Raw genomic sequence first — 21,529 nt, forward strand, 5'->3', positions numbered from 1 at the left:
GCTGTGGTTTAATGCGCCCCCGTTTTTCTTCCCTGCCCTGTATCCGCTTCAAGGAATTCCCGTCAATGATTGAGCCCCACGCAACCAAAGTCCTGGTCATTGGTTACGTCTGGCCCGAGCCCCGCTCTTCGGCGGCCAGCGGGCATGTCATGCAAATTCTCGAGGTTTTCCTGCAACAAGGCTGGGATATCACCTTCAGCAGCCCGGCGGGCTTCGGCGAACAACGCGCAGACCTGACGGCGCTGGGTATTCGCGAAGTACCTATCGAGCTGAACAACAGCAGTTTCGACGCATTCATCAGCGAACTGGCGCCGGACATCGTGTTGTTCGATCAATTCATGATGGAGGAACAGTTCGGCTGGCGGGTCGAGAAATATTGCCCCGATGCCTTGCGCGTGCTCGAAAGCTGCGACCTGCAAAGCCTCAGGCATGGGCGGCAGCAACGCCTCAAGGAGCGCTTGAAGGCCAGTGAGGACAACAATGACTTCAACGACCTGTTCGCCCCGGCGTCGCGCGACGAATTTGAACACATGGCCAATACCGATCTGGCGAAGCGCGAGATTGCCTCATTTTATCGTTGTGATTTGACGCTGATGGTTTCCGAAGTCGAAATCGAATTGCTGGTCGAGCAGTTCAGGTTTCCGCGCAACCTGTTGCACTGGTGCCCGTTGATGGTCGAGCTTGCGGCCAGTGCACCGGTAGCGTTCGAAGACCGGGCACATTTTCTTCATATCGGTAACTTTCGCCATGCGCCCAACTGGGATGCGGTGCTCTGGCTGAAAACCGCGATCTGGCCGCTGATTCGCGAGCAATTGCCCGGCGCTCAATTGCATATCTATGGTGCGTACACACCACCCAAGGCGACGGCCTTGCATAACCCGGCACACGGTTTTCATGTGATGAACTGGGCAGAGGACGCCCTGCAAGTCATGTCGTCGGCCCGGGTGTGTATGGCACCTCTGCGTTTTGGCGCGGGAATCAAAGGCAAGATTGTCGATGCGATGCTCTGTGGCACACCGAATGTGACGACGCCAGTCGGTGCAGAGGCGATGCACGGCGAAGAGGCATGGCCCGGTGCAGTGACCCGTACGGCACGCGAGTTCGCCGATCATGCCGTGCAACTGCACAACGACAAGACGCGTTGGCTCCACGCCCAGGCGCACGCGCAAACCCTGCTCGCCAGCCGTTACCGTAAATCCGTTCATGGCCCGGCCTTGATCCAGCGGCTCGTCGAATGCCAACGGGATCTGTCCAACATCAGACGAGATAACTTTACCGGCAGCATGCTGCGTCATCACCAGCACAAGAGCACTCAATACATGGCGCAATGGATCGAGGTGAAGAACCGGCTTAATCAGGAGTAGCGCGCCTTGCAGGAGCAGGTACTCAGCCGGTAGTAGCGTTATCCCTCAGTCAAGAGGCATGATCAGGACGGAATAACAACACAAGCGCCCTGACATGACCCGCCCCGCCAGAGTCACCGATCCTTCCTATGAATTGATGGACGACCACAATGGCTTGTCCATCATCTACCGCCAGCACGGTTTTCCCAGCCCGCTGGTGCGCTGGCATTTCCACAAGGAATACGAGCTGCACCTGATCGTCGCCAGCTCCGGCAAGGTGTTCATTGGCGATTACATCGGCAACTTCTATCCGCAAACCCTGTTCCTGACCGGCCCCAATCTGCCCCACAACTGGATCAGCCAGGTGGCCGAGGACGAAGTGGTGCCCAAGCGCGACATGCTGGTCAATTTCACCGACGAGTTGTTCGACAGCGGCTATCAGGTATTCGCCGAGCTCAAGACCCTGGCGCCCTTGCTCGAACGCGCGCAGTACGGCATTGAGTTTCGCTGCAAGCACACCATCGCCCAGGCCATGGACTTGATGCAGCGCATTGCCGATACCAGCGGCGCCACCCGGCTCGGGCACTTTTTCATTCTGCTGGAGTTGCTCGCGGCCACCGACGAGTACCAATTGCTCTCTGGTGCCACGACCTCACAACTGGCCGACGAACACAACATCGATCGCACCAACCGCGCGGTGGATTACATCTTCGCCCATTACGCCCGGGATTTGCCGCTGGAAGAAGTCGCCGAACACCTGGGCATGAAGCCCACGTATTTCAGCCGAGTGTTCAAGCAGGCCACCGGGCGCAATTTCATCGAATTCGTCAATCGTCTGCGTATCAGCAAATCCTGCGAGTTGCTCGCCGATGGCGACAAACCGGTCACTGACGTGTGCTTCGAATCGGGCTTCAACAATATTTCCAACTTCAACCGGCGCTTTCAGCAGCTCAAGGGCATGACGCCTTCGCATTACCGGCGGCTGGTGGTGCAGCGACTCACCGAGCAAAACCTGAACTGACCCCTCAAAACCCTGTGGGAACGGGCTTGCTCGCGAAAGCGTCGTGTCAGACAACACTTTGCTAACTGACACACCGCCTTCGCGAGCAAGCCCGCTCCCACAGGTACAGCGCCAAGCCCTGAAACCTGTACGGTTTCAATACTGCCCCATCGCTGAAAACCCCTTCCTTGCGTCTACCCCCCTAAAGTTCAGTGCAAAAAAGTATCAATTAAAGTGCGATGGATGATTTGTCTCGCCCTCCAATGAAGGATGTAATCAGTGCACATTCTTCCTGCCTTCGGAAGACACAAAAACAATAACTGTCCTTCTGTAACCCGCCGGGTGCAGAAAAGGAGTGCACGATGCAACCTTCGGTAAAAGCTCTGCTTGCCCTCACCTGCATGACCCTCAGCGGCGTCAGCCTTGGCGCCCAGACCCTGACCATCGCCACCGTCAACAACAGCGACATGATCCGCATGCAGAAGCTCTCGAAAACCTTCGAGGCCGAGCACCCGGACATCAAGCTCAATTGGGTGGTGCTCGAGGAAAACGTCCTGCGCCAGCGCCTGACCACCGACATCGCCACCCAGGGCGGGCAGTTCGACGTGCTGACCATCGGCATGTACGAAGCCGCACTCTGGGGCGCCAAGGGCTGGCTGGAGCCGATGAAGGATTTGCCAGCCGCCTATGCCCTCGACGACGTGTTTCCATCGGTGCGTGAAGGCCTGTCGGTGAAGGGGTCGCTGTATGCCCTGCCGTTCTACGCCGAAAGCTCGATTACCTATTACCGCACCGATCTGTTCAAGGACGCCGGCCTGGACATGCCCGAGCGCCCGACCTGGGAGCAGATCGGTGAGTTCGCCGCCAAACTGAACAAACCCGGGCAGGAACAGTACGGCATCTGCCTGCGCGGCAAGGCCGGTTGGGGCGAGAACATGGCGCTGGTCACCACCGTCGCCAACGCCTATGGCGCGCGCTGGTTCGATGAGAAGTGGCAGCCGGAATTCAACGGCCCCGAGTGGAAAAACGCGCTGAACTTCTACGTCGACACCATGAAGAAATCCGGCCCTCCGGGTGCGTCGAGCAACGGGTTCAATGAAAACCTGGCGTTGTTCAACAGCGGCAAATGCGCGATCTGGGTCGACGCCAGCGTCGCCGGCTCGTTCGTCACCGACAAAACCCAGAGCAAGGTCGCCGATCACGTCGGCTTCACCTATGCGCCACACCAGGTGACTGACAAGGGCTCGGCCTGGTTGTACTCCTGGGCGCTGGCCATTCCGACCAGTTCCAAAGCCAAGGACGCCGCGAAAACCTTCAGCGCCTGGGCCACCTCCAGGGAGTACAGCGCACTGGTCGCAGAAAAGGACGGCATCGCCAACGTGCCGCCGGGCACCCGGGCCTCGACCTACAGTGAGGCGTACTTGAGTGCGGCGCCATTCGCCAAAGTTACGCTGGAGTCGCTCAAGGCCGCGGACCCGGGCAAGCCGGGTGCCAGACCGGTGCCTTACATCGGTATTCAGTTGGTGACCATTCCCGAGTTCCAGGGCATTGGTACTCAGGTCGGCAAGTCCTTCTCTGCGGCGCTGATCGGCCAGACTACGGTCGATCAGGCCCTGGCGGCGGCCCAGCAAACCACTGAACGCGAGATGAAGCGCGCGGGTTATCCCAAGTAACCCGCACCAGCCTGCTCCTGCTTACTGTGGGAGCGAGCTTGCTCGCGATGAGGCCGTCAAATTCAACATTTGTATCGACTGACAGTCCGCTATCGCGAGCAAGCTCGCTCCCACAATTGATCTTCATTGCCTGTACCCAATCGGTTTAACGCCATGAATACTTCAACTGTCAAAGCTCACATGGACATTGCCCAACCGCTGCGCAAAAACCGCGTGGCCAATCCCGGCTGGTTTCTGGTCAGCCCTTCGGTGGCACTGCTGCTGTTGTGGATGATCGTTCCGCTAGGGATGACGCTCTACTTCTCGATGATCCGCTACAACCTGCTCAACCCCGGCGAAAACGAATTTGTCGGCATCGAGAACTTCACCTACTTCCTGACGGACTCGGGCTTCCTGCCCGGTGCCACCAACACCCTGTTGCTGGTGGGCAGCGTGCTGCTGATCAGTGTGGTGTTCGGCGTACTGATCAGCGCCTTGCTGGAGGCCAGTGAGTTTCTCGGTCGCGGCATCGTGCGGGTGATGTTGATCTCGCCGTTCTTCATCATGCCCACGGTGGGCGCACTGATCTGGAAAAACCTGATTTTCCACCCGGTGTCGGGGATTCTCGCCTACGTCTGGAAGCTGTTCGGCGCGCAACCGGTGGACTGGCTGGCGCACTACCCGCTGCTGTCGATCATCATCATTGTCTCGTGGCAATGGCTGCCCTTCGCGATCCTGATCCTGATGACTGCCATGCAGTCCCTCGACCAGGAACAGAAAGAAGCCGCGCGCCTGGACGGGGCCGGGCCTGTCGCCATCTTCTGGCATCTGACACTGCCACACCTGGCGCGGCCGATTGCGGTGGTGGTGATGATCGAAACCATCTTCCTGCTCTCGGTGTTCGCTGAAATCTTCACCACAACCAATGGCGGCCCCGGCTACGCCTCGACCAACCTCGCCTACCTGATCTACAACCAGGCGCTGGTGCAGTTCGACGTCGGCATGGCCTCGGCGGGCGGCTTGATCGCCGTGGTCATCGCCAACATCGCCGCGATCATCCTGGTGCGGATGATCGGCAAAAACCTGACCGACAAAGCCTGAGGCCTGCCATGACTCTTCAACAATCCCGTCGCCTGCAAAGCCTGCTGCTCGGTACGTTGGCCTGGGCCATCGCGATCCTGATTTTCTTCCCGATCTTCTGGATGGTACTGACCAGTTTCAAAACCGAAATCGATGCCTTCGCCACGCCACCGCAGTTCATCTTCATGCCGACGCTGGAGAACTACCTGCACATCAACGAGCGCAGTGATTACTTCAGTTTTGCCTGGAACTCGGTGGTGATTTCCTTCAGCGCCACGGCCCTGTGCCTGCTGATTGCGGTGCCGGCGGCCTACTCCATGGCGTTCTACGAAACCCAGCGCACCAAAGGCACGCTGCTGTGGATGCTCTCGACCAAAATGCTGCCGCCAGTGGGCGTGCTGATGCCGATCTACCTGCTGGCCAAGAGTTTCGGCCTGCTCGACACGCGCATCGCGCTGATCGTGATCTACACGCTGATCAACCTGCCGATCGTGGTCTGGATGATTTACACCTACTTCAAGGACATCCCCAAGGACATCCTCGAAGCCGCACGCCTGGACGGCGCAACGCTGGCGCAGGAAATGCTCCGGGTGCTGCTGCCGATCGCCAAGGGCGGTCTGGCGTCCACGGTGCTGCTGTCGCTGATCCTGTGCTGGAACGAGGCGTTCTGGTCGCTGAACCTGACCTCGTCGAAAGCCGCGCCACTGACCGCGTTGATCGCCTCGTATTCGAGCCCCGAAGGGCTGTTCTGGGCCAAGTTGTCGGCGGTCTCGACCCTGGCCTGCGCGCCGATCCTGATCTTCGGCTGGATCAGCCAGAAACAACTGGTGCGCGGCCTGTCGTTCGGCGCCGTGAAATGAAAGCCCCCTGACCGAATGCAATTCCTGTAGGAGCGAGCTTGCTCGCGATGGACGTGAACGATAACGCGCGCTGACTGGAAGAATGCGTCGCCTGCAAGCGCATCGCGAGCAAGCTCGCTCCTACAGAAAAGCCTGCCCGGCTCAATCTGAATAAAAACAACCGGAGGCCCACCACCATGGCCAACCTGAAAATCAAGAATCTGCACAAAGGCTTCGAAGGCTTTTCCATCATCAAGGGCATTGACCTTGAAGTGAACGACAAGGAATTCGTGGTCTTCGTCGGCCCGTCGGGCTGCGGTAAATCCACGCTGCTGCGGCTTATCGCGGGGCTCGAAGAAGTCAGCGGCGGCACCATCGAACTCGATGGCCGCGACATCACCGAGGTGAGCCCGGCCAAGCGCGACCTGGCGATGGTGTTCCAGACCTACGCCCTGTACCCGCACATGAGCGTGCGCAAGAACATGTCGTTCGCCTTGGACCTGGCTGGCGTGGCGAAAGCCGAAGTGGAGAAAAAAGTCAGCGAAGCGGCGCGCATCCTCGAGCTGGGGCCGATGCTGGAGCGCAAACCCAAGCAACTGTCCGGCGGTCAGCGCCAACGCGTGGCGATTGGCCGGGCCATCGTGCGCAACCCGAAAATCTTCCTGTTCGACGAACCGTTGTCCAACCTCGATGCCGCCCTGCGGGTGCAGATGCGTCTGGAACTGTTGCGCCTGCACAAAGAGCTGCAAGCCACGATGATCTACGTGACTCACGATCAGGTCGAAGCGATGACCATGGCCGACAAAGTCGTCGTACTCAATGGCGGCAAGATCGAGCAAGTCGGCTCGCCGCTGGATCTTTATCACCAGCCTGCGAACCTGTTCGTCGCCGGTTTCCTGGGCACGCCGAAAATGGGCTTCCTCAAGGGCAAGGTCAGCCGCGTCGACAGTCAGGGCTGTGAAGTGCAACTGGACGCCGGAACCCGCATCAACCTGCCCTTGAGCGGGCCCCATTTGAGCGTCGGGGGTGCGGTGACGCTGGGCATTCGCCCGGAGAATCTGGAACTGGCCAAACCGGGTGACTGCACCCTGCAGGTCACCGCCGATGTCAGCGAACGCTTGGGCAGCGACACGTTCTGCCACGTCCTGACGTCGTCCGGCGAAGTCCTGACCATGCGCGTTCGCGGCGATCTGGCCAGCCGCTACGGCGAGACCCTGAGCCTGCACCTGGACGCGCAACACTGCCATTTATTCGATGCCGACGGCGTGGCGTTGACCCGTCCATTGCGCGTTGCTGCCTGATTTCAGAGAGCCTGCGATGAAACTGAACAAACAGAACCTCAACCGCCTCGCTCCCGAAGTGGTCCTGCCCGCCTACGCGTTGGGCGATACCCGCCAAGGCATCGCGCACATCGGCGTCGGCGGTTTCCATCGCGCCCATCAGGCGTTTTACACCGATGCACTGATGAACACCGGAGAAGGCCTGGACTGGGCAATCTGTGGTGTCGGCCTGCGCGCCGAGGACCGCCGCGCCCGTGACGACCTCAAGGATCAGGACTACCTGTTCACCCTGTTCGAACTCGGCGATGGCGACGACACCGAGGTGCGGGTGATTGGCGCCCTTCGCGACATGCTGCTGGCCGAGGACGATGCCCAGGCATTGATCGACAAACTGGCCAGTCCCGAGATCCGTATAGTTTCGCTGACGATTACCGAAGGCGGTTACTGCATCGACGACAGCAACGGCGAGTTCATGGCGCACTTGCCGCAGATCCAGCATGACCTGGCGCACCCCGACACCCCGAAAACCGTGTTCGGCTTTCTCTGTGCTGCGCTGGCCAGGCGCCGCGCGGCTGGCACAGCGGCCTTTACCCTGATGTCCTGCGATAACCTGCCACACAACGGCGCCGTCACCCGCAAGGCGCTGCTGGCCTTCGCCGCCTTGCATGACAGCGAATTGCGCGACTGGATCGACGCCAACGTCAGTTTTCCCAACGCCATGGTCGACCGCATCACGCCGATGACCAGCGCCCGGCACCGTTTGCAACTGGCGGACCAGCATGGGCTGGATGATGCCTGGCCGGTGGTCTGCGAACCTTTTGTGCAATGGGTGCTGGAAGACAAGTTCACCAACGGTCGCCCGGCCTGGGAAAAGGTCGGCGTGCAATTCACCGACGACGTCACACCCTATGAAGAAATGAAGATCAAGCTGCTCAACGGCAGTCATCTGGCGCTGACGTACCTGGGATTCCTGAAGGGTTACCGCTTCGTCCACGAGACCATGAACGATCCGTTGTTCGTACGCTACATACACGCCTACATGGACCTGGACGTGACGCCGCAACTGGCCCCGGTGCCGGGAATCGACCTGAGCGAGTACAAGAACACCCTGGTGGCGCGTTTCTCCAATCAGGCGATCGCCGATCAGCTTGAACGGGTGTGTTCGGACGGCTCGTCGAAGTTTCCGAAATTCACCGTACCGACCATCAACCGCCTGATCGCCGAAGGCCGCGAGACCAAGCGTGCGGCGTTGGTGGTGGCGGCATGGGCGTTGTACCTCAAAGGCGTGGATGAGAATGGCGAGACCTACTCGATTGCGGACCCGCGTGCAGCGTTCTGCCAGGCGTTGGTGGTCGATGATGTGCTGATTGCCCAGCGGTTGCTGGCGGTCGAGGATATTTTTGGTACGGCGATTGCGCGCTCGCCGGAGTTTGTCGCGGCGTTCGAGTGGTGCTGCAACAGTTTGCGGGAGGTTGGGGTGTCGCGGACGCTGGAGCGGGTGTTGGCGTAAGTCCTGCGGTGGAGCTGCTGCCGTCTTCGCGGGCAAGCCCGCTCCCACAGTAGATTTGTAGTGAACACAGTATTTGTGTTCGACAGTGTTTCAGTGTGGGAACGGGCTTGCTCGCGAAGGCGGCCGACAGGCACCAGGGATACTGAACCCAGACTTGTATCGAGCTGACGACCAAGGATCTTGCATGACAACCCAACCACTATTCCTCGGCATCGACTGCGGCACCCAAGGCACCAAAGCCATCATCCTCGACGCGGCCAGTGGTGAAGTGCTCGGCCAGGGAGCGGCCAGCCACAGACTGATCAGCGCTGCCGATGGCCGCCGCGAACAGGACACCCAGCAGTGGCTGGAAGCCTTCGCCACGGCCACCCGCCGCGCATTGCTCGCGGCTAAGGTCGATGGCCAGTCGATCCTCGGCATCGGCGTATCCGGCCAGCAACATGGCCTGGTGCTGCTCGACGATCAGGGCCAGGTGCTGCGTCCGGCCAAACTCTGGTGCGACACCGAAACCACCCCGGAGAATGACCGATTGCTGGCCCACCTGGGTGGCGAAAACGGTTCGCTGGAACGCCTCGGCGTGGTCATTGCGCCGGGCTATACCGTATCCAAACTGCTCTGGACCAAAGAACAACATCCCGAGGTGTTTTCCCGGATCGCCCGCATTCTGCTACCCCACGACTACCTCAACCATTGGCTCACCGGCCGCAGTTGCAGCGAATACGGGGATGCCTCGGGCACCGGGTATTTCAATGTGCGTACCCGCCAGTGGGATTTGCAATTGCTGCGTGACATCGACCCGAGCGGACGCCTGCAAGCTGCGCTGCCGGAGCTGATCGATGCCCACCAGGCGGTCGGCACGATTCTGCCGGGGATAGCCGAACACCTGGGCATCAACCCGCGGGCGCTGGTGTCCAGTGGCGGCGGCGACAACATGATGGGGGCCATTGGCACCGGTAACATCCAGCCGGGTGCGATCACCATGAGCCTCGGCTCGTCGGGCACGGTGTACGCCTATTCAGACAGGCCAAACGTCGCTGCGGAGGCTGCGGTCGCCACCTTCTGTTCATCCAGTGGCGGCTGGCTGCCATTGATCTGCACGATGAACCTGACCAATGCCACCGGCCTGATCCGCGATCTGCTGGACCTCGACATCGATCAGTTCAATGAGCTCGTTGCCCAGGCGCCGATCGGTGCCGAAGGTGTGTGCATGCTGCCGTTCTTCAACGGCGAGCGGGTGCCCGCCCTGCCCCATGCCAGCGGCAGCCTGTCGGGCCTGACCATGACCAACCTGACCCGGGCCAACCTGTGCCGCGCAGTGGTCGAAGGCACGACGTTCGGCTTGCGTTACGGACTGGACCTGCTACGCCGCAATGGCTTACAAAGCCGCAGCATTTGCCTGATCGGCGGTGGCTCGAAAAGCGCGGTCTGGCGGCAGATTGTCGCCGACACCATGAACACGCCCGTGATCTGCACCGAACAAAGTGAGGCCGCGGCCCTCGGTGCAGCGATTCAGGCGGCCTGGTGCTTATCCTGGGAAAACGGGCACGAACACAGTCTGGCGGACTTGTGCGAGCGTTGCGTGAAACTCGACCCGGCCAGTGAAACCCTGCCGGTGGCCGACAATGTGCAAGCCTGTCAGCAGGCTTATGAACGCTATCAACGGCATGTCGCAACCCTTTAAAGAGTGAACAACTATGTACCTGGTGTGTGGCGAAGCGCTGTTCGATTTTTTCAGTGAAAACGACGCCAGCGGTCTGGCTTCCAAAGTGAATTTCAAGGCCATTGCCGGTGGCTCGCCGTTCAACGTGGCGGTGGGCTTGCGCCGGTTGGGCGTGGACGCGGCGCTGTTGGCCGGGTTGTCCACCGACTACTTGGGCCGGCGCCTGTTGCAAGTGCTGCAGGATGAAGGTGTGTGCCAGGACTACCTGCTGGATTTTGCCGCGCCGACCACCCTGGCGATGGTCGCCGTGGGGGCCAATGGCTCGCCGCAGTACAGCTTCCGTGGCGAAGGCTGCGCGGATCGACAATTGCAACCGGAGCACCTGCCGGCACTCGGGCCTGAGGTACGCGGTCTGCATATCGGCTCATTTTCCCTGGTGGTGCAGCCGATTGCCGACACACTATTGGCATTGGTGCGCCGGGAAAGTGGCAGGCGCCTGATCAGCCTCGATCCGAACGTGCGCCTGAACCCGGAGCCGGACATTGAGCTGTGGCGTAAACGGATTGCAACGCTGGTGGAGTTGGCCGACCTGATCAAGGTCAGCGACGAGGACCTGCATCTGTTGTACCCGGGCCAGGACCCGGCGCAGGTCATCGAAAGCTGGTTGCAGTACCGCTGTCAGCTGGTGTTCCTGACCCGGGGCGGCGAAGGCGCCACCGTCTTCAGCCGGGCCCATGGTTCGTGGTCGGCTCCCGCCCGTTCGGTAAAAATCGCTGACACCGTGGGCGCGGGCGATACCTTTCAGGCGGCGCTGATTGCCTGGCTGACAGAACAGCAGCTGGACTCGGTGGAGGGCGTGAAGCAACTTGGCCGCGAACAGATCGACCGCATGCTGAAGTTCGCGGTGCAGGCGGCGGCGCTGACGTGCAGCAAGACCGGGCCGGACTTGCCTTATCGACAGCAGTTGGAGATGCGCTGAATTCGGGGACCCCATCGCGAGCAAGCTCGCTCCCACATTGGATCACCGTCGGGCATCAATCTACTGTGGGAGCGAGCTTGCTCGCGATGCCTTTCCATCAGGCGCCCGATGGTCTTAACTGATACACAGGATCGCGCATTCGCAACAGGCGACGTTTAGCCGGGTTAACCCTCGTTTAACCGTGCGGTCCAACACTTCACTGGACCGCACGCCCTCAGACTGTTCTGACGCCCAGTGCGGCAGGTTCGACAAGCCACACATCGAACTGACTTTCCGCCCGCACCGGAGATTGCTGATGAACACTCGCACCTTGCTGGTTACCACTGCCTTCGCCTGCACCGCGTTTGCCGGCCTGGCCCAGGCCAATGACACCACGACCTCTCAAGCCGTGCCCTATCACTACGGTATGCCGTTGCATGTCAGCAAAGTGATTTCACTGACCGAGCCGAGTACCCTGGAGTGCAAAGTGGTAAACGCCCACATGAAGTACATCGATGACACGGGAAAACCCGCAGAAATCATCTACCGTAAACTTTCCGACGCCTGCGACTACCAAAGCTGACTGAAAAGTCTGAATTGGCACCTCGCGGTATTCCTCAGAGGGTCCCGGCGCTATGCACTGGCGCCTCCCTCACCGCCCGCAAGGATTTGCCATGCTGTTGTCGTTTCGCACCTTGTCGACGTTTACCGGCGCATACCGGTGGAACTCGAAACCGCAGGTTAAAGCGCTTTGCCCAGCATGGAGTGCGGATCGACCTCGACGTGATGCTGTCTGGAACGCAGCTGGGCAATCAATTCGTTGATTTCCCGGCAACCATTGAGCCCGGAAGCATCGATGCCGGTGACCAATAGATCGAGCTGATCGGTTTGCCCGTCTGCATAGACCTTGACGGTCATCGACAGGTCCGGTGACAGCGTGCACTGACAGCGCTTGGGCAAAAAACTGCTTTCGATGATGTTGCGAAGTTCCAAGGCAGAAAGAAACATGGCGACTCCCTCCTTTGTGAGACTGCCCATAACGATCAATGCTCGCTCATATGAAAACCCGGCAAGCTTCAAGGACAGCTACAGCATAAAGCATGCACTGAATTTCGCTGTGCAGCTCATCGGCAATTCAAGGGTCCAGGCAAGCCACCTGTAAAACCCGCCATGCGGTTTGCAATTATTGCCCCTGGCAACCCTGCAATTTGCACCTGGCGCCCCGGGTTTGCATTCACTGCATACGGCAGTGAGAATGCCGCCCATCACTTCAAGCAAGGAGGCATCATGAGTTCTTTGACCGTTAACACGAGCGCAGCACTGTTCGCACTGGGGCTTGCAGGTGTGGCGCACGCCGCCAAACTCGAAGACACCGCGCCCTATCCGAAGGCCGCAAGCGGGTTTACCCGCCAAGTGATCCACCTCGCGCCACAGACCCGGGAAGACGACTTCCAGGTCGAGATCCTGGCCGGCAAAACAATGACCGTCGACTGCAATCGCGCCCGTCTGGGCGGCATTCTCGAGGAGAAGAACCTCGAGGGTTGGGGCTACCCGTTCTATCGCCTGGAAAAAGTCATTGGCCCGATGAGCACGCTGATGGCCTGCCCGGACGGCACGAGCAAACAGGACTTTGTACCGGTGGTCGGTGACGGCTTCCTGCTGCGTTACAACAGCAAGCTGCCGCTCGTGCTGTACGTGCCCAAGGACATCGAGGTGCGCTACCGAATCTGGTCGGCATCGAACAAGGTCGAGAAAGCCATTCAGGAATAACCCGTCCATCCGGCGCCTGCTTGCGGCACCCGCTGTCGGCCTGCCCAAGCGTCATGCCGGGGCGCCACTCAACGCGGCGCGCTCGGCCACATGCCCCAGGCTGTCAAAGTTGATATTGGCACCTGAGTCGATCGCCACCAGGGTCTGACCCAAAGCACCGGTTTGCGCGACGTATTTCTTGATCCCGGCCACGGCCAGCGCGCCAGAAGGTTCGGTGATCGAGCGGGTATCGTCGTAGATATTCTTGATTGCGGCGCAAAGCTCATCGTTGCTGACCGTCACCACGTCATCGACGCAAAACCGGCAGACCTCGAAACCGTAAGCGCCGATCTGCGCCACCGCCACTCCATCGGCGAAGGTGCCGACGCTGGGCAGGATAACTCGCTCACCGGCCAGCAACGCGGCTTGCAGGCACGCGGAATGCTCCGACTCGACGCCGATGATGCGCACCTCCGGCCGCAAGTATTTGACATAAGCTGCGATGCCTGCGATCAGGCCCCCGCCACCCACCGGCACGAAGATCGCATCCAGCGGACCTTGATGCTGGCGCAGGATTTCCATGGCCACCGTGCCTTGGCCGGCGATCACTTGCGGGTCGTCGAAAGGCGAAACAAAGGTGCGACCGGTTTCAGCGGCCAGGTCCAGTGCACAGGCCAGTGCAAACGGAAAGCTTTCGCCATGCAACACCGCTTCGGCGCCGCGACTACGCACCCCGATGACCTTCAGTTGCGGCGTCGTGCAGGGCATGACGATGGTGGCATTGATCCCCAGTTCCCGCGCGGCCAGGGCTACGCCCTGCGCATGATTGCCGGCGGAAGCCGTGACCACGCCGCGAGCCTTTTGCGCCTCGCTCAGTTGCACCAGCTTGTTGTAGGCGCCGCGAATCTTGAAGGAAAAGGTTGGTTGCAAGTCTTCGCGCTTGAGCAAGACCCGGTTACCCAAGGCTTCAGAAAAGGCAGGCGCTGGTTGCAACGGCGTGCGTACGGCCAGTTCATACACCGGTGCGGCAAGGATTTTTTTGACGTAGCGCTCAAGCAGGGCTTGCTGATCGGTCGTAAAACTCATGGTTGTCTCCTGACGTTGATCGGGGTCCGGGAGACAGAAAGTAAAAACCCGCCTCCAGGGCGGGTTGGGTGCTGCAGTCGTGAGCTAGCCCGCCAAATGAGGAATGGCGGTAATAATGCTTGGCTGGCAGCGCAATACAGTGGAAGTCATGGCTCGAAATTAGCTGGGTGGTGGTGGCAAGTCAATGGCAAATTTGTGGTGGTCACTATAGGGTGTTGATTCTAATCATTGCCCAAGGAAGGAACACATGAATACCATCGCCCTGCCCCTGATCGCCCTGATCGCCTTTGCCGGTTATACCGTTTCGGTGATGCTCCAGGCCGAACAATCTCTGATCGATTTCGGTATCAGCCTGATGTCACGACCGGATACCGCACAGGTGGTAATCGATCTCTATCTGCTGGCGACGTTGGCGGGCATCTGGATGTTCCAGGATGCTCGAAAGCGCGGGCAATCAGCGGTTTCGGTGGTGCCTTATCTATTGATCACCGCTGTTTTTGTATCGATTGGGCCATTGTTGTATCTGGTGGTCCGCGGGCTTCAGGATCGAAAGAAGTTGGCTACCGCGACTCGTTAGATCTGATCCGGTCCCTGTGGTGAGGTTGAAACTGCTATCGCGAGCAGGCTCGCTCCCACACCGGATGTGCGGTGCCTGCAAAACCAGATTCCCTGATATTGAATACTCGTTCTGCGGCTACCCGCTACGGCGGCCGCAGAACATGCCAACGGTTAGCTACTTCAGACCCACCTTGTACAACCCACCGTTCTCCTCATCGGTCAATACATACAAGTATCCATCCGGCCCCTGCCGCACATCGCGGATGCGTTTTTTCAGCTCCCCGAGCAGACGCTCCTCGTGTATTACCTTGTCGCCGTCGAACTCCAGGCGGATCAGCTCCTGGCTGACCAACGCGCCGATAAACACGTTGCGCTGCCAGGCCTTGAAACGATCGGCATCGTAGAACGCCATGCCGCTCAGGCCCGGGGACTTTTCCCAGACATGGTTCGGGGCAACGGTGCCTTCAACGGTATCGCCCCTGGCTTCGGGAATCGGTAGACCGGAGTAGTTGATGCCATGAGTCGCCAGCGGCCAGCCGTAATTCTTGCCACGCTCGATGATGTTGATTTCATCGCCGCCCCGAGGGCCGTGTTCGTTTTCCCACAGCGTGCCGTTCCACGGGTTGAGCGCCGCGCCTTGCGGGTTACGCTGCCCGTAGGACCAGATTTCCGGACGCACGTTGGCTTGGCCGACAAAGGGGTTGTCCTTGGGCACCGTGCCGTCCGGGTAGATTCGCACCACTTTGCCTTGCAGCTTGTCGAGGTCCTGGGCGGTCGGACGGTCGTTGTTTTCCCCCAGGGTCACGAACAGATAGCCGTCGCGATCGAACACCAGGCGTGAACCAAAATGGTTGCCGACCGAGAGCTTTGGCTCCTGGCGCAGGATCACCTGGAAATCCTTGATCGCCGTCAGATCGTCGGAGAGCCGACCGCGGCCCACCGCAGTACCGGCCTTGTTACCCTCACCACCACCTTCGGCATAGGACAGATAGACCATCCGGTCCTGCTTGAAGTCCGGTGACAACGCCACGTCCAGCAAGCCGCCCTGCCCTTTGGCCCAGACCGTTGGCACGCCATTGAGCGGTGCCGACAGCTTGCCGTCGGCGGTGACCAGCCGCAGGTTGCCGGGTCGTTCGGTCACCAGCATGCTTTTACGATCCGGCAAGAATGCCAGGGCCCAGGGGTGCTCCAGCCCCGTCACGATGGGGGTGACCTCCAGGGTGCCTTCTTCGCTTTTCATCGACTGGCCGGGCGCGGCAAGCGCGGGGACAGTGGCGGTGATCAATACGCTGGCACAGAGGGTTGCGAACAAGTCTTTGCGCAACATGCGAGATTCCTTTTCTGAGGAACATGGGCTCTGAGGAACATGGCTGGCAGATGTCATGCCTGCCGCTCAACGGTTACCGGTGCCGGGGTCTCGTGGGGGAGGATTGGGAATGAATTTCGGCGGGCTGGCCGGGGCTGGCCGATCGGGATAGCGATTACCGATGCCACCGTTGTCCAGTGTTGGCGAGCGCGTCACTGGCACGGTATTAGGTCCGCGTATTGCCGGGGCACTGGGTTGCGTGCCTTGCATGCTGTTAGGATTGGCCCGGTGAATCGGACTGTTGTAAGGGTTGTTGCGGGTGCTGCCTGGCAGGTTCTGGGCCAATTGCAACGAAGCAGAGGCGGCGGCCTGGGCCAGAGGACCCAGCATGGCACTCAAGGCCAGCACAACGGCGCCAAACACGTATCGGTTCATGGCGTGCCTCTCTACGTCACGTGGATAAGGACTTCGATACCACGCTACGCCCGGGGTTCAGATTTGTTAACAAAAACCTCCCCGGCAAGATGTAACACGACGTTGATCCGGCCTGCTCGCGAAGGCCTGGTACGCTACAGCAAAAAATCAGAGCAGAATGAAGACCACCAGCAACCCGGCGAAGATCGACCACTTTTCGAGGTAGTAAAGCTTGCGGTTGCGCTTTTTCAGTTGCTTGGCGCGCAGGCGAACCTTGTAGATCTTGCCGAACAGCCGGTTGAGCCCGCCGGTCCTGTCGCCCGCCTCGTTCGGCGCACCTGCCGCCGACATGACATTGCGACTGAACCAGCGATTGAATGCCGCTGCCCACCGGTACTTCATCGGCCGCTCGACGTCGCAGAACAAGATGATGCGATTGTGCGGCGTGGTGTTTTCTGCGTAATGAATGTAGGTCTCATCGAACATCACCGCTTCGCCATCGCGCCAATGGTAGTTCTGGCCATCGACATTGATGTAGCAACCGGCAGCGTTAGGGGTTTGCAGACCCAGGTGATAACGGTACGAACCGGCGTACGGGTCGCGATGGCGCACCAGTCTGGACCCCGGTGGCAACTCGGCGAACATCGCTGCCTTGATCGAGCCAATACCTTGCACCAGTTCGGTGGTCCGTGGGCAAAGCTTCATGGCCGACGGATGGCTATCGCCGTACCACTTGAGGTAGAAGCGCTTCCAGCCGGTCTTGAAAAACGAGTTGAAACCGACGTCGTCGTATTGGTTCGAACGCTTGATCTCGCCGGCATGAAGCAAATGCAGGCCTTCGGCACGAATTTCTTCCCAGTGCGCCTGCAGCGGACTCAGGTCGGGGAAGTCGGCCGGGTCGAGGTACGGTCTGTTGGGGATTTTCGAAAACAGATAAAGAAAGCAGTTGATCGGTGCCAGAAACGTCGAGTGATCACTCAACTGGCGACCCAGCTTATGGCGCACTTGACCACGCAGATGGACATACGCAATAGAGACAACGTAGATAATGGCAATGATGAGTTTCACGGAAATCGTCACAGATCGAAAGTAAACAAACTGCGCCCTTTACCGGCATACCGGTCCCCAGGTCTTGTGCAGCGACTGAATACGAAACAGCGGCCCCGTAGTGCCTTCAAGCCATGCCGATGGTCGGCAGACAACTGATGGATGGCATTTTAGCCACAGTTTGTAACCAATAGTTAACCTGCAACGGTGAAAATGTGTCCGCAAAAACTGCCAAAGCGCTGCAGAGGCCTCAACGCCCTATCGTTTAAAGAGCCAGACCAGTACAATCGCCGCCAAACTTTACGCGCCCCCAGGTTGAGAGCGGGAAAATCCCCTTTCAGCGCACGTTGACTCGGGCCAGGCGCGCCACATGCTGCTGTCCACTTGATGCCAGATGGATCTTCCACTGTTGATCGGGATGAATGTCCCGGGTCCGAACAGTGGAAACGGGTACTGAACCGGTACTGCCGCAACCCTAGCTACTCTGAATGCTTCGCAGGAAAAACCTTTGATTTCTACAGCTAACATCACGATGCAGTTCGGCGCCAAGCCGCTCTTCGAAAACGTTTCGGTCAAATTCAACGGTGGCAACCGTTACGGTCTGATCGGTGCCAACGGTTGCGGCAAGTCGACCTTCATGAAGATCCTCGGCGGTGACCTCGAGCCGTCCGGCGGCCAGGTCATGCTGGAGCCGAACGTGCGTCTGGGTAAATTGCGCCAGGACCAGTTCGCCTACGAAGAATTCACCGTTATCGATACCGTGATCATGGGTCACGAAGAGCTGTGGAAGGTCAAGGCCGAGCGCGACCGCATCTATTCGCTGCCGGAAATGAGCGAAGCAGACGGCATGGCCGTGGCCGAACTGGAAACCGAATTCGCCGAAATGGACGGCTACACCGCCGAATCCCGCGCCGGTGAGCTGCTGCTGGGCCTGGGTATTCCACTGGAACAGCATTTCGGCCCGATGTCCGAAGTCGCTCCAGGCTGGAAATTGCGTGTATTGCTGGCTCAGGCACTGTTTTCCGATCCGGAAGTGCTGTTGCTCGACGAACCGACCAACCACCTGGACATCAACACCATCCGCTGGCTGGAATCGATTCTCACCGTGCGTAACAGCACCATGATTATCATTTCCCACGACCGTCACTTCCTCAACAGCGTCTGCACCCACATGGCCGACCTGGACTACGGCGAGCTGCGCCTGTTCCCGGGCAACTACGACGAGTACATGACTGCCGCGACCCAGTCCCGCGAGCAACTGCTGTCGGACAACGCCAAGAAGAAAGCCCAGATTGCCGAACTGCAAACGTTCGTCAGCCGCTTCTCGGCCAACGCCTCGAAAGCCAAGCAGGCCACCTCCCGCGCCAAGCAGATCGACAAGATCCAGCTGGCCGAAGTCAAGCCATCGAGCCGCGTGAGTCCGTTCATCCGCTTCGAACAGACCAAGAAACTGCACCGCCAGGCCGTGACCATCGAACAGATGTCCAAGGGCTTTGATGGCAAGACCCTGTTCAAGAACTTCAGCTTCACCGTCGAAGCCGGCGAGCGCGTGGCAATCATCGGCCCGAACGGTATCGGCAAGACCACCCTGCTGCGCACCCTGATGGGCGAGCTGACCCCGGACGCCGGTTCCGTGAAATGGACCGAAAGCGCGGAGCTGGGCTACTACGCTCAGGACCATGCCCATGACTTCGAAGACGACGTCAGCCTGTTCGACTGGATGGGCCAGTGGACTCAAGGCGAGCAGATCATTCGCGGCACCCTGGGTCGCATGCTGTTCTCCAACGACGAGATCCTCAAGTCGGTCAAAGTCATCTCCGGTGGTGAGCAAGGCCGCATGCTGTTCGGCAAGCTGATCCTGCAAAAGCCGAACGTACTGGTGATGGACGAACCGACCAACCACCTGGACATGGAATCCATCGAAGCGCTGAACCTGGCGCTGGAAAACTACCCGGGCACGCTGATCTTCGTCAGCCACGACCGTGAGTTCGTATCGTCCCTGGCGACCCGCATCATCGAGTTGAGCCCTAACGGCGTGACCGACTTCAGCGGTACCTACGACGACTACCTGCGTAGCCAGGGTGTGGTGTTCTAAGGGCAGCTACAAGCCTTTAGCCACTAGCTTCAATTTAAGAGCCCTGTCCTTTGTGACGGGGCTTTTTGCATTCCGGGCCAAGGTTTTTTGTTGGTGCATAAATCATCGCGAGCAAGCTCGCTCCCACATTTTGGAATGCATTCCCCTGTGGGAGCGAGCTTGCTCGCGATGAGGCCGTGAGAAACAGCGATAATGTCACGGCAAAAGTAGTTAGCCTGCTTCCTTTTATCACTGTCTCGCGCCATGATGCAGCTCTCCCACCGCCGCCCGCGAACGAGCCCTCATGTCTGTGCAGCAAGTCGCTCCGCAAAGCTCCATGGCGATCACCCTGCAGATCGTCTCCATCGTTTTCTATACCTTCATTGCCTTCCTCTGCATTGGCTTGCCGATTGCGGTATTACCGGGCTATGTCCACGAACAGCTCGGATTCAGCGCCATCGTGGCCGGGCTGACCATTGGCTCGCAATACCTCGCCACCCTGCTCAGCCGGCCCATGGCCGGACGAATGTCCGACAGCGTTGGCACAAAGCGCGCAATCATCTATGGCTTGTCCGGGATTGTGCTCAGTGGCGTTCTGACCTTGCTATCGACCCTGTTGCAAGTCTTTCCCTTGCTCAGCCTGCTGATTTTGATCGCCGGGCGCCTGTTGCTGGGGATCGCCCAAGGGTTGATCGGCGTCGGCACCATCAGTTGGTGCATGGGCCAGGTGGGCGCTGAGCACACCGCGCGGTCGATTTCCTGGAACGGCATCGCGTCCTATGGTGCGATTGCCATCGGTGCACCGCTGGGCGTGGTGATGGTGCAACAACTCGGTTTCGCCAGCCTGGGCACCGCCCTTTCGCTGCTGGCCCTGGCCGCACTGTTACTGATTCGCAACAAGCCCTCGGTTCCCGTGGTGCGCGGTGAGCGTTTGCCGTTCTGGGCGGTGTTCGGGCGCATAGCGCCGTTCGGCGCGAGCCTGAGCCTGGCTTCCATTGGCTACGGCACCCTGACGACCTTTATCACCTTGTATTACGTCAATCGCGGCTGGACCGGCGCGGCCTACTGCCTGACCGTATTCGGGGTATGTTTCATTCTGTCGCGGCTGCTGTTCATCTCCGCCATCAGCCGATTCGGTGGGTTCACGTCGGCCGTTGCCTGCATGTGCATTGAAACGGTTGGCCTGGTACTGCTGTGGCTCGCACCGTCGACCGGGTATGCGCTCATTGGCGCCGGCCTGACCGGATTTGGCCTGTCCCTGGTGTACCCGGCACTGGGTGTCGAGGCTATCAAACAGGTGCCTGATTCCAGCCGGGGCGCGGGCTTGAGTGCTTACGCGGTGTTTTTCGACCTGGCGCTGGCCATCGCCGGCCCGTTGATGGGCGCCGTGGCGTTGAACCTGGGTTACGCATGGATTTTCTTCAGTGCGGCAGTGTTGTCGGTGACGGGCCTTGGCCTGACTTTATTGCTGGCACGTAAATCCGCGCGCGCAACGAATTAAAAACATATCCAAAAGAAACAACACCCAATACATTTCAATTTACAACAAAGATTAAACACTCCGAACAGATTAATTCAAAGTGCTATCGTTGTTTAAATTATTGATGGAGGCAGAATCGCATGCGCTGAACTAACTTGGATTATAAAAACAGGAAAATCAATATGCGTCTATTATCGCTTCCCCTTCTCGTTCCGCCATTGCTGATTGCTCTTTACTCCAATGCACATGCCGAAGATTCAGTGCAGCAAATCTGCCATAACGGTGTGTGTTATGACATCGGCGGTCCCGGCGATGAGTGCTGCCCGTTCAGTATCGAGCAACTGAAGAGTAACGCCCAACACCCGAAAAACCCGACAGAAAACTTCGCGAACAGTAAGGCATCACATTCAATTACAAACAAGACGACCACTGCGCTATAGGTCTGACCACCCGAAAAACAAGAAGCTATATCCATAGTGAGTGCCTGCTGAGC

The 21,529-nt window shown here is 59.2% G+C and carries 20 protein-coding genes; 15 read left to right on the forward strand and 5 right to left on the reverse strand.

Translation table 11 applies throughout. From position 1 onward, the window contains the following. The first annotated feature begins 65 nt into the window (after positions 1-65). From ACEN8Z_RS17390 to ACEN8Z_RS17435, 10 genes are all read left to right on the forward strand, one after another. Complete coding sequence (locus ACEN8Z_RS17390; protein WP_495595028.1) at positions 66-1,364, forward strand: glycosyltransferase; 1,299 nt, start codon at positions 66-68, stop codon at positions 1,362-1,364. Between the two features lie 94 nt (positions 1,365-1,458). Beyond that, positions 1,459-2,364, forward strand: a complete 906-nt coding sequence (locus ACEN8Z_RS17395; RefSeq protein WP_495595029.1) for an AraC family transcriptional regulator — start codon at positions 1,459-1,461, stop codon at positions 2,362-2,364. Between the two features lie 341 nt (positions 2,365-2,705). Next, positions 2,706-4,016 (forward strand): ABC transporter substrate-binding protein, encoded by a 1,311-nt coding sequence (locus ACEN8Z_RS17400; protein ID WP_495595030.1) that lies wholly within the window; start codon positions 2,706-2,708, stop codon positions 4,014-4,016. 153 nt (positions 4,017-4,169) lie between these two features. Further along, positions 4,170-5,096: a carbohydrate ABC transporter permease gene (locus tag ACEN8Z_RS17405; protein ID WP_495595031.1), complete on the forward strand. Its 927-nt coding sequence runs from the start codon at positions 4,170-4,172 to the stop codon at positions 5,094-5,096. Between the two features lie 8 nt (positions 5,097-5,104). Further along, on the forward strand, positions 5,105-5,935 hold the full coding sequence (locus ACEN8Z_RS17410) for a carbohydrate ABC transporter permease (protein WP_442097498.1): 831 nt from the start codon (positions 5,105-5,107) through the stop codon (positions 5,933-5,935). Positions 5,936-6,111: 176 nt separating this feature from the next. After that, complete coding sequence (locus ACEN8Z_RS17415; protein ID WP_495595032.1) at positions 6,112-7,215, forward strand: ABC transporter ATP-binding protein; 1,104 nt, start codon at positions 6,112-6,114, stop codon at positions 7,213-7,215. A gap of 16 nt (positions 7,216-7,231) precedes the next feature. Next, a complete protein-coding gene (locus tag ACEN8Z_RS17420; protein WP_495595033.1) occupies positions 7,232-8,704 on the forward strand; it encodes a mannitol dehydrogenase family protein in 1,473 nt (490 codons plus the stop codon). Between the two features lie 184 nt (positions 8,705-8,888). Continuing rightward, the gene (xylB, locus tag ACEN8Z_RS17425; protein WP_495595034.1) at positions 8,889-10,385 is read left to right on the forward strand and encodes a xylulokinase; all 1,497 of its coding nucleotides are present in this window, start codon (positions 8,889-8,891) and stop codon (positions 10,383-10,385) included. 13 nt (positions 10,386-10,398) lie between these two features. Then, positions 10,399-11,343, forward strand: coding sequence for a carbohydrate kinase family protein (locus ACEN8Z_RS17430; protein ID WP_495595035.1), 945 nt, complete (start codon positions 10,399-10,401; stop codon positions 11,341-11,343). 295 nt (positions 11,344-11,638) lie between these two features. Further along, positions 11,639-11,905, forward strand: coding sequence for a DUF2790 domain-containing protein (locus ACEN8Z_RS17435; protein ID WP_495595036.1), 267 nt, complete (start codon positions 11,639-11,641; stop codon positions 11,903-11,905). A gap of 158 nt (positions 11,906-12,063) precedes the next feature. Here ACEN8Z_RS17435 and ACEN8Z_RS17440 read toward each other — a convergent pair whose 3' ends face one another. Beyond that, complete coding sequence (locus ACEN8Z_RS17440; protein WP_007997617.1) at positions 12,064-12,330, reverse strand: DUF1652 domain-containing protein; 267 nt, start codon at positions 12,328-12,330, stop codon at positions 12,064-12,066. Between the two features lie 279 nt (positions 12,331-12,609). On the opposite strand from ACEN8Z_RS17440, the gene eco reads away from it, so the two are divergent. Continuing rightward, positions 12,610-13,092 (forward strand): serine protease inhibitor ecotin, encoded by a 483-nt coding sequence (eco, locus tag ACEN8Z_RS17445; RefSeq protein ID WP_495595037.1) that lies wholly within the window; start codon positions 12,610-12,612, stop codon positions 13,090-13,092. Between the two features lie 51 nt (positions 13,093-13,143). Here eco and ilvA read toward each other — a convergent pair whose 3' ends face one another. Further along, a complete protein-coding gene (gene ilvA / locus ACEN8Z_RS17450) occupies positions 13,144-14,157 on the reverse strand; it encodes a threonine ammonia-lyase, biosynthetic (RefSeq protein WP_495595038.1) in 1,014 nt (337 codons plus the stop codon). A gap of 247 nt (positions 14,158-14,404) precedes the next feature. Here ilvA and ACEN8Z_RS17455 point away from each other — a divergent pair, with 247 nt between their 5' ends. Next, positions 14,405-14,734, forward strand: coding sequence for a DUF2834 domain-containing protein (locus tag ACEN8Z_RS17455; RefSeq protein WP_495595039.1), 330 nt, complete (start codon positions 14,405-14,407; stop codon positions 14,732-14,734). Between the two features lie 156 nt (positions 14,735-14,890). Here ACEN8Z_RS17455 and ACEN8Z_RS17460 read toward each other — a convergent pair whose 3' ends face one another. From ACEN8Z_RS17460 to lpxO, 3 genes are all read right to left on the reverse strand, one after another. Next, complete coding sequence (locus ACEN8Z_RS17460; RefSeq protein ID WP_495595040.1) at positions 14,891-16,042, reverse strand: PQQ-dependent sugar dehydrogenase; 1,152 nt, start codon at positions 16,040-16,042, stop codon at positions 14,891-14,893. A 66-nt stretch (positions 16,043-16,108) separates the two neighbouring features. Continuing rightward, positions 16,109-16,456, reverse strand: a complete 348-nt coding sequence (locus tag ACEN8Z_RS17465) for a hypothetical protein (protein ID WP_495595041.1) — start codon at positions 16,454-16,456, stop codon at positions 16,109-16,111. Between the two features lie 147 nt (positions 16,457-16,603). After that, complete coding sequence (gene lpxO, locus ACEN8Z_RS17470) at positions 16,604-17,503, reverse strand: lipid A hydroxylase LpxO (RefSeq protein WP_495595042.1); 900 nt, start codon at positions 17,501-17,503, stop codon at positions 16,604-16,606. 487 nt (positions 17,504-17,990) lie between these two features. On the opposite strand from lpxO, the gene ACEN8Z_RS17475 reads away from it, so the two are divergent. From ACEN8Z_RS17475 to ACEN8Z_RS17485, 3 genes are all read left to right on the forward strand, one after another. Next, on the forward strand, positions 17,991-19,577 hold the full coding sequence (locus tag ACEN8Z_RS17475; RefSeq protein ID WP_033052720.1) for an ABC-F family ATPase: 1,587 nt from the start codon (positions 17,991-17,993) through the stop codon (positions 19,575-19,577). A gap of 283 nt (positions 19,578-19,860) precedes the next feature. After that, positions 19,861-21,057 carry an MFS transporter gene (locus tag ACEN8Z_RS17480; RefSeq protein ID WP_495595043.1) on the forward strand — a complete coding sequence of 399 codons (1,197 nt, stop codon included), beginning with the start codon at positions 19,861-19,863 and terminating at the stop codon, positions 21,055-21,057. 161 nt (positions 21,058-21,218) lie between these two features. After that, positions 21,219-21,476, forward strand: coding sequence for a hypothetical protein (locus ACEN8Z_RS17485; protein WP_495595044.1), 258 nt, complete (start codon positions 21,219-21,221; stop codon positions 21,474-21,476). Positions 21,477-21,529: the final 53 nt, after the last annotated feature.

This window comes from Pseudomonas sp. Pseusp10 (assembly GCF_059492225.1).

Coding starts and splice junctions, on each gene's coding strand:
- ACEN8Z_RS17390 (WP_495595028.1), top strand. CDS start 66: ATGATTGAGCCCCACGCAACCAAAGTCCTGGTCATTGGTTACGTCTGG.
- ACEN8Z_RS17395 (WP_495595029.1), top strand. CDS start 1,459: ATGACCCGCCCCGCCAGAGTCACCGATCCTTCCTATGAATTGATGGAC.
- ACEN8Z_RS17400 (WP_495595030.1), top strand. CDS start 2,706: ATGCAACCTTCGGTAAAAGCTCTGCTTGCCCTCACCTGCATGACCCTC.
- ACEN8Z_RS17405 (WP_495595031.1), top strand. CDS start 4,170: ATGAATACTTCAACTGTCAAAGCTCACATGGACATTGCCCAACCGCTG.
- ACEN8Z_RS17410 (WP_442097498.1), top strand. CDS start 5,105: ATGACTCTTCAACAATCCCGTCGCCTGCAAAGCCTGCTGCTCGGTACG.
- ACEN8Z_RS17415 (WP_495595032.1), top strand. CDS start 6,112: ATGGCCAACCTGAAAATCAAGAATCTGCACAAAGGCTTCGAAGGCTTT.
- ACEN8Z_RS17420 (WP_495595033.1), top strand. CDS start 7,232: ATGAAACTGAACAAACAGAACCTCAACCGCCTCGCTCCCGAAGTGGTC.
- xylB (WP_495595034.1), top strand. CDS start 8,889: ATGACAACCCAACCACTATTCCTCGGCATCGACTGCGGCACCCAAGGC.
- ACEN8Z_RS17430 (WP_495595035.1), top strand. CDS start 10,399: ATGTACCTGGTGTGTGGCGAAGCGCTGTTCGATTTTTTCAGTGAAAAC.
- ACEN8Z_RS17435 (WP_495595036.1), top strand. CDS start 11,639: ATGAACACTCGCACCTTGCTGGTTACCACTGCCTTCGCCTGCACCGCG.
- ACEN8Z_RS17440 (WP_007997617.1), bottom strand. CDS start 12,330: ATGTTTCTTTCTGCCTTGGAACTTCGCAACATCATCGAAAGCAGTTTT.
- eco (WP_495595037.1), top strand. CDS start 12,610: ATGAGTTCTTTGACCGTTAACACGAGCGCAGCACTGTTCGCACTGGGG.
- ilvA (WP_495595038.1), bottom strand. CDS start 14,157: ATGAGTTTTACGACCGATCAGCAAGCCCTGCTTGAGCGCTACGTCAAA.
- ACEN8Z_RS17455 (WP_495595039.1), top strand. CDS start 14,405: ATGAATACCATCGCCCTGCCCCTGATCGCCCTGATCGCCTTTGCCGGT.
- ACEN8Z_RS17460 (WP_495595040.1), bottom strand. CDS start 16,042: ATGTTGCGCAAAGACTTGTTCGCAACCCTCTGTGCCAGCGTATTGATC.
- ACEN8Z_RS17465 (WP_495595041.1), bottom strand. CDS start 16,456: ATGAACCGATACGTGTTTGGCGCCGTTGTGCTGGCCTTGAGTGCCATG.
- ACEN8Z_RS17480 (WP_495595043.1), top strand. CDS start 19,861: ATGTCTGTGCAGCAAGTCGCTCCGCAAAGCTCCATGGCGATCACCCTG.
- ACEN8Z_RS17485 (WP_495595044.1), top strand. CDS start 21,219: ATGCGTCTATTATCGCTTCCCCTTCTCGTTCCGCCATTGCTGATTGCT.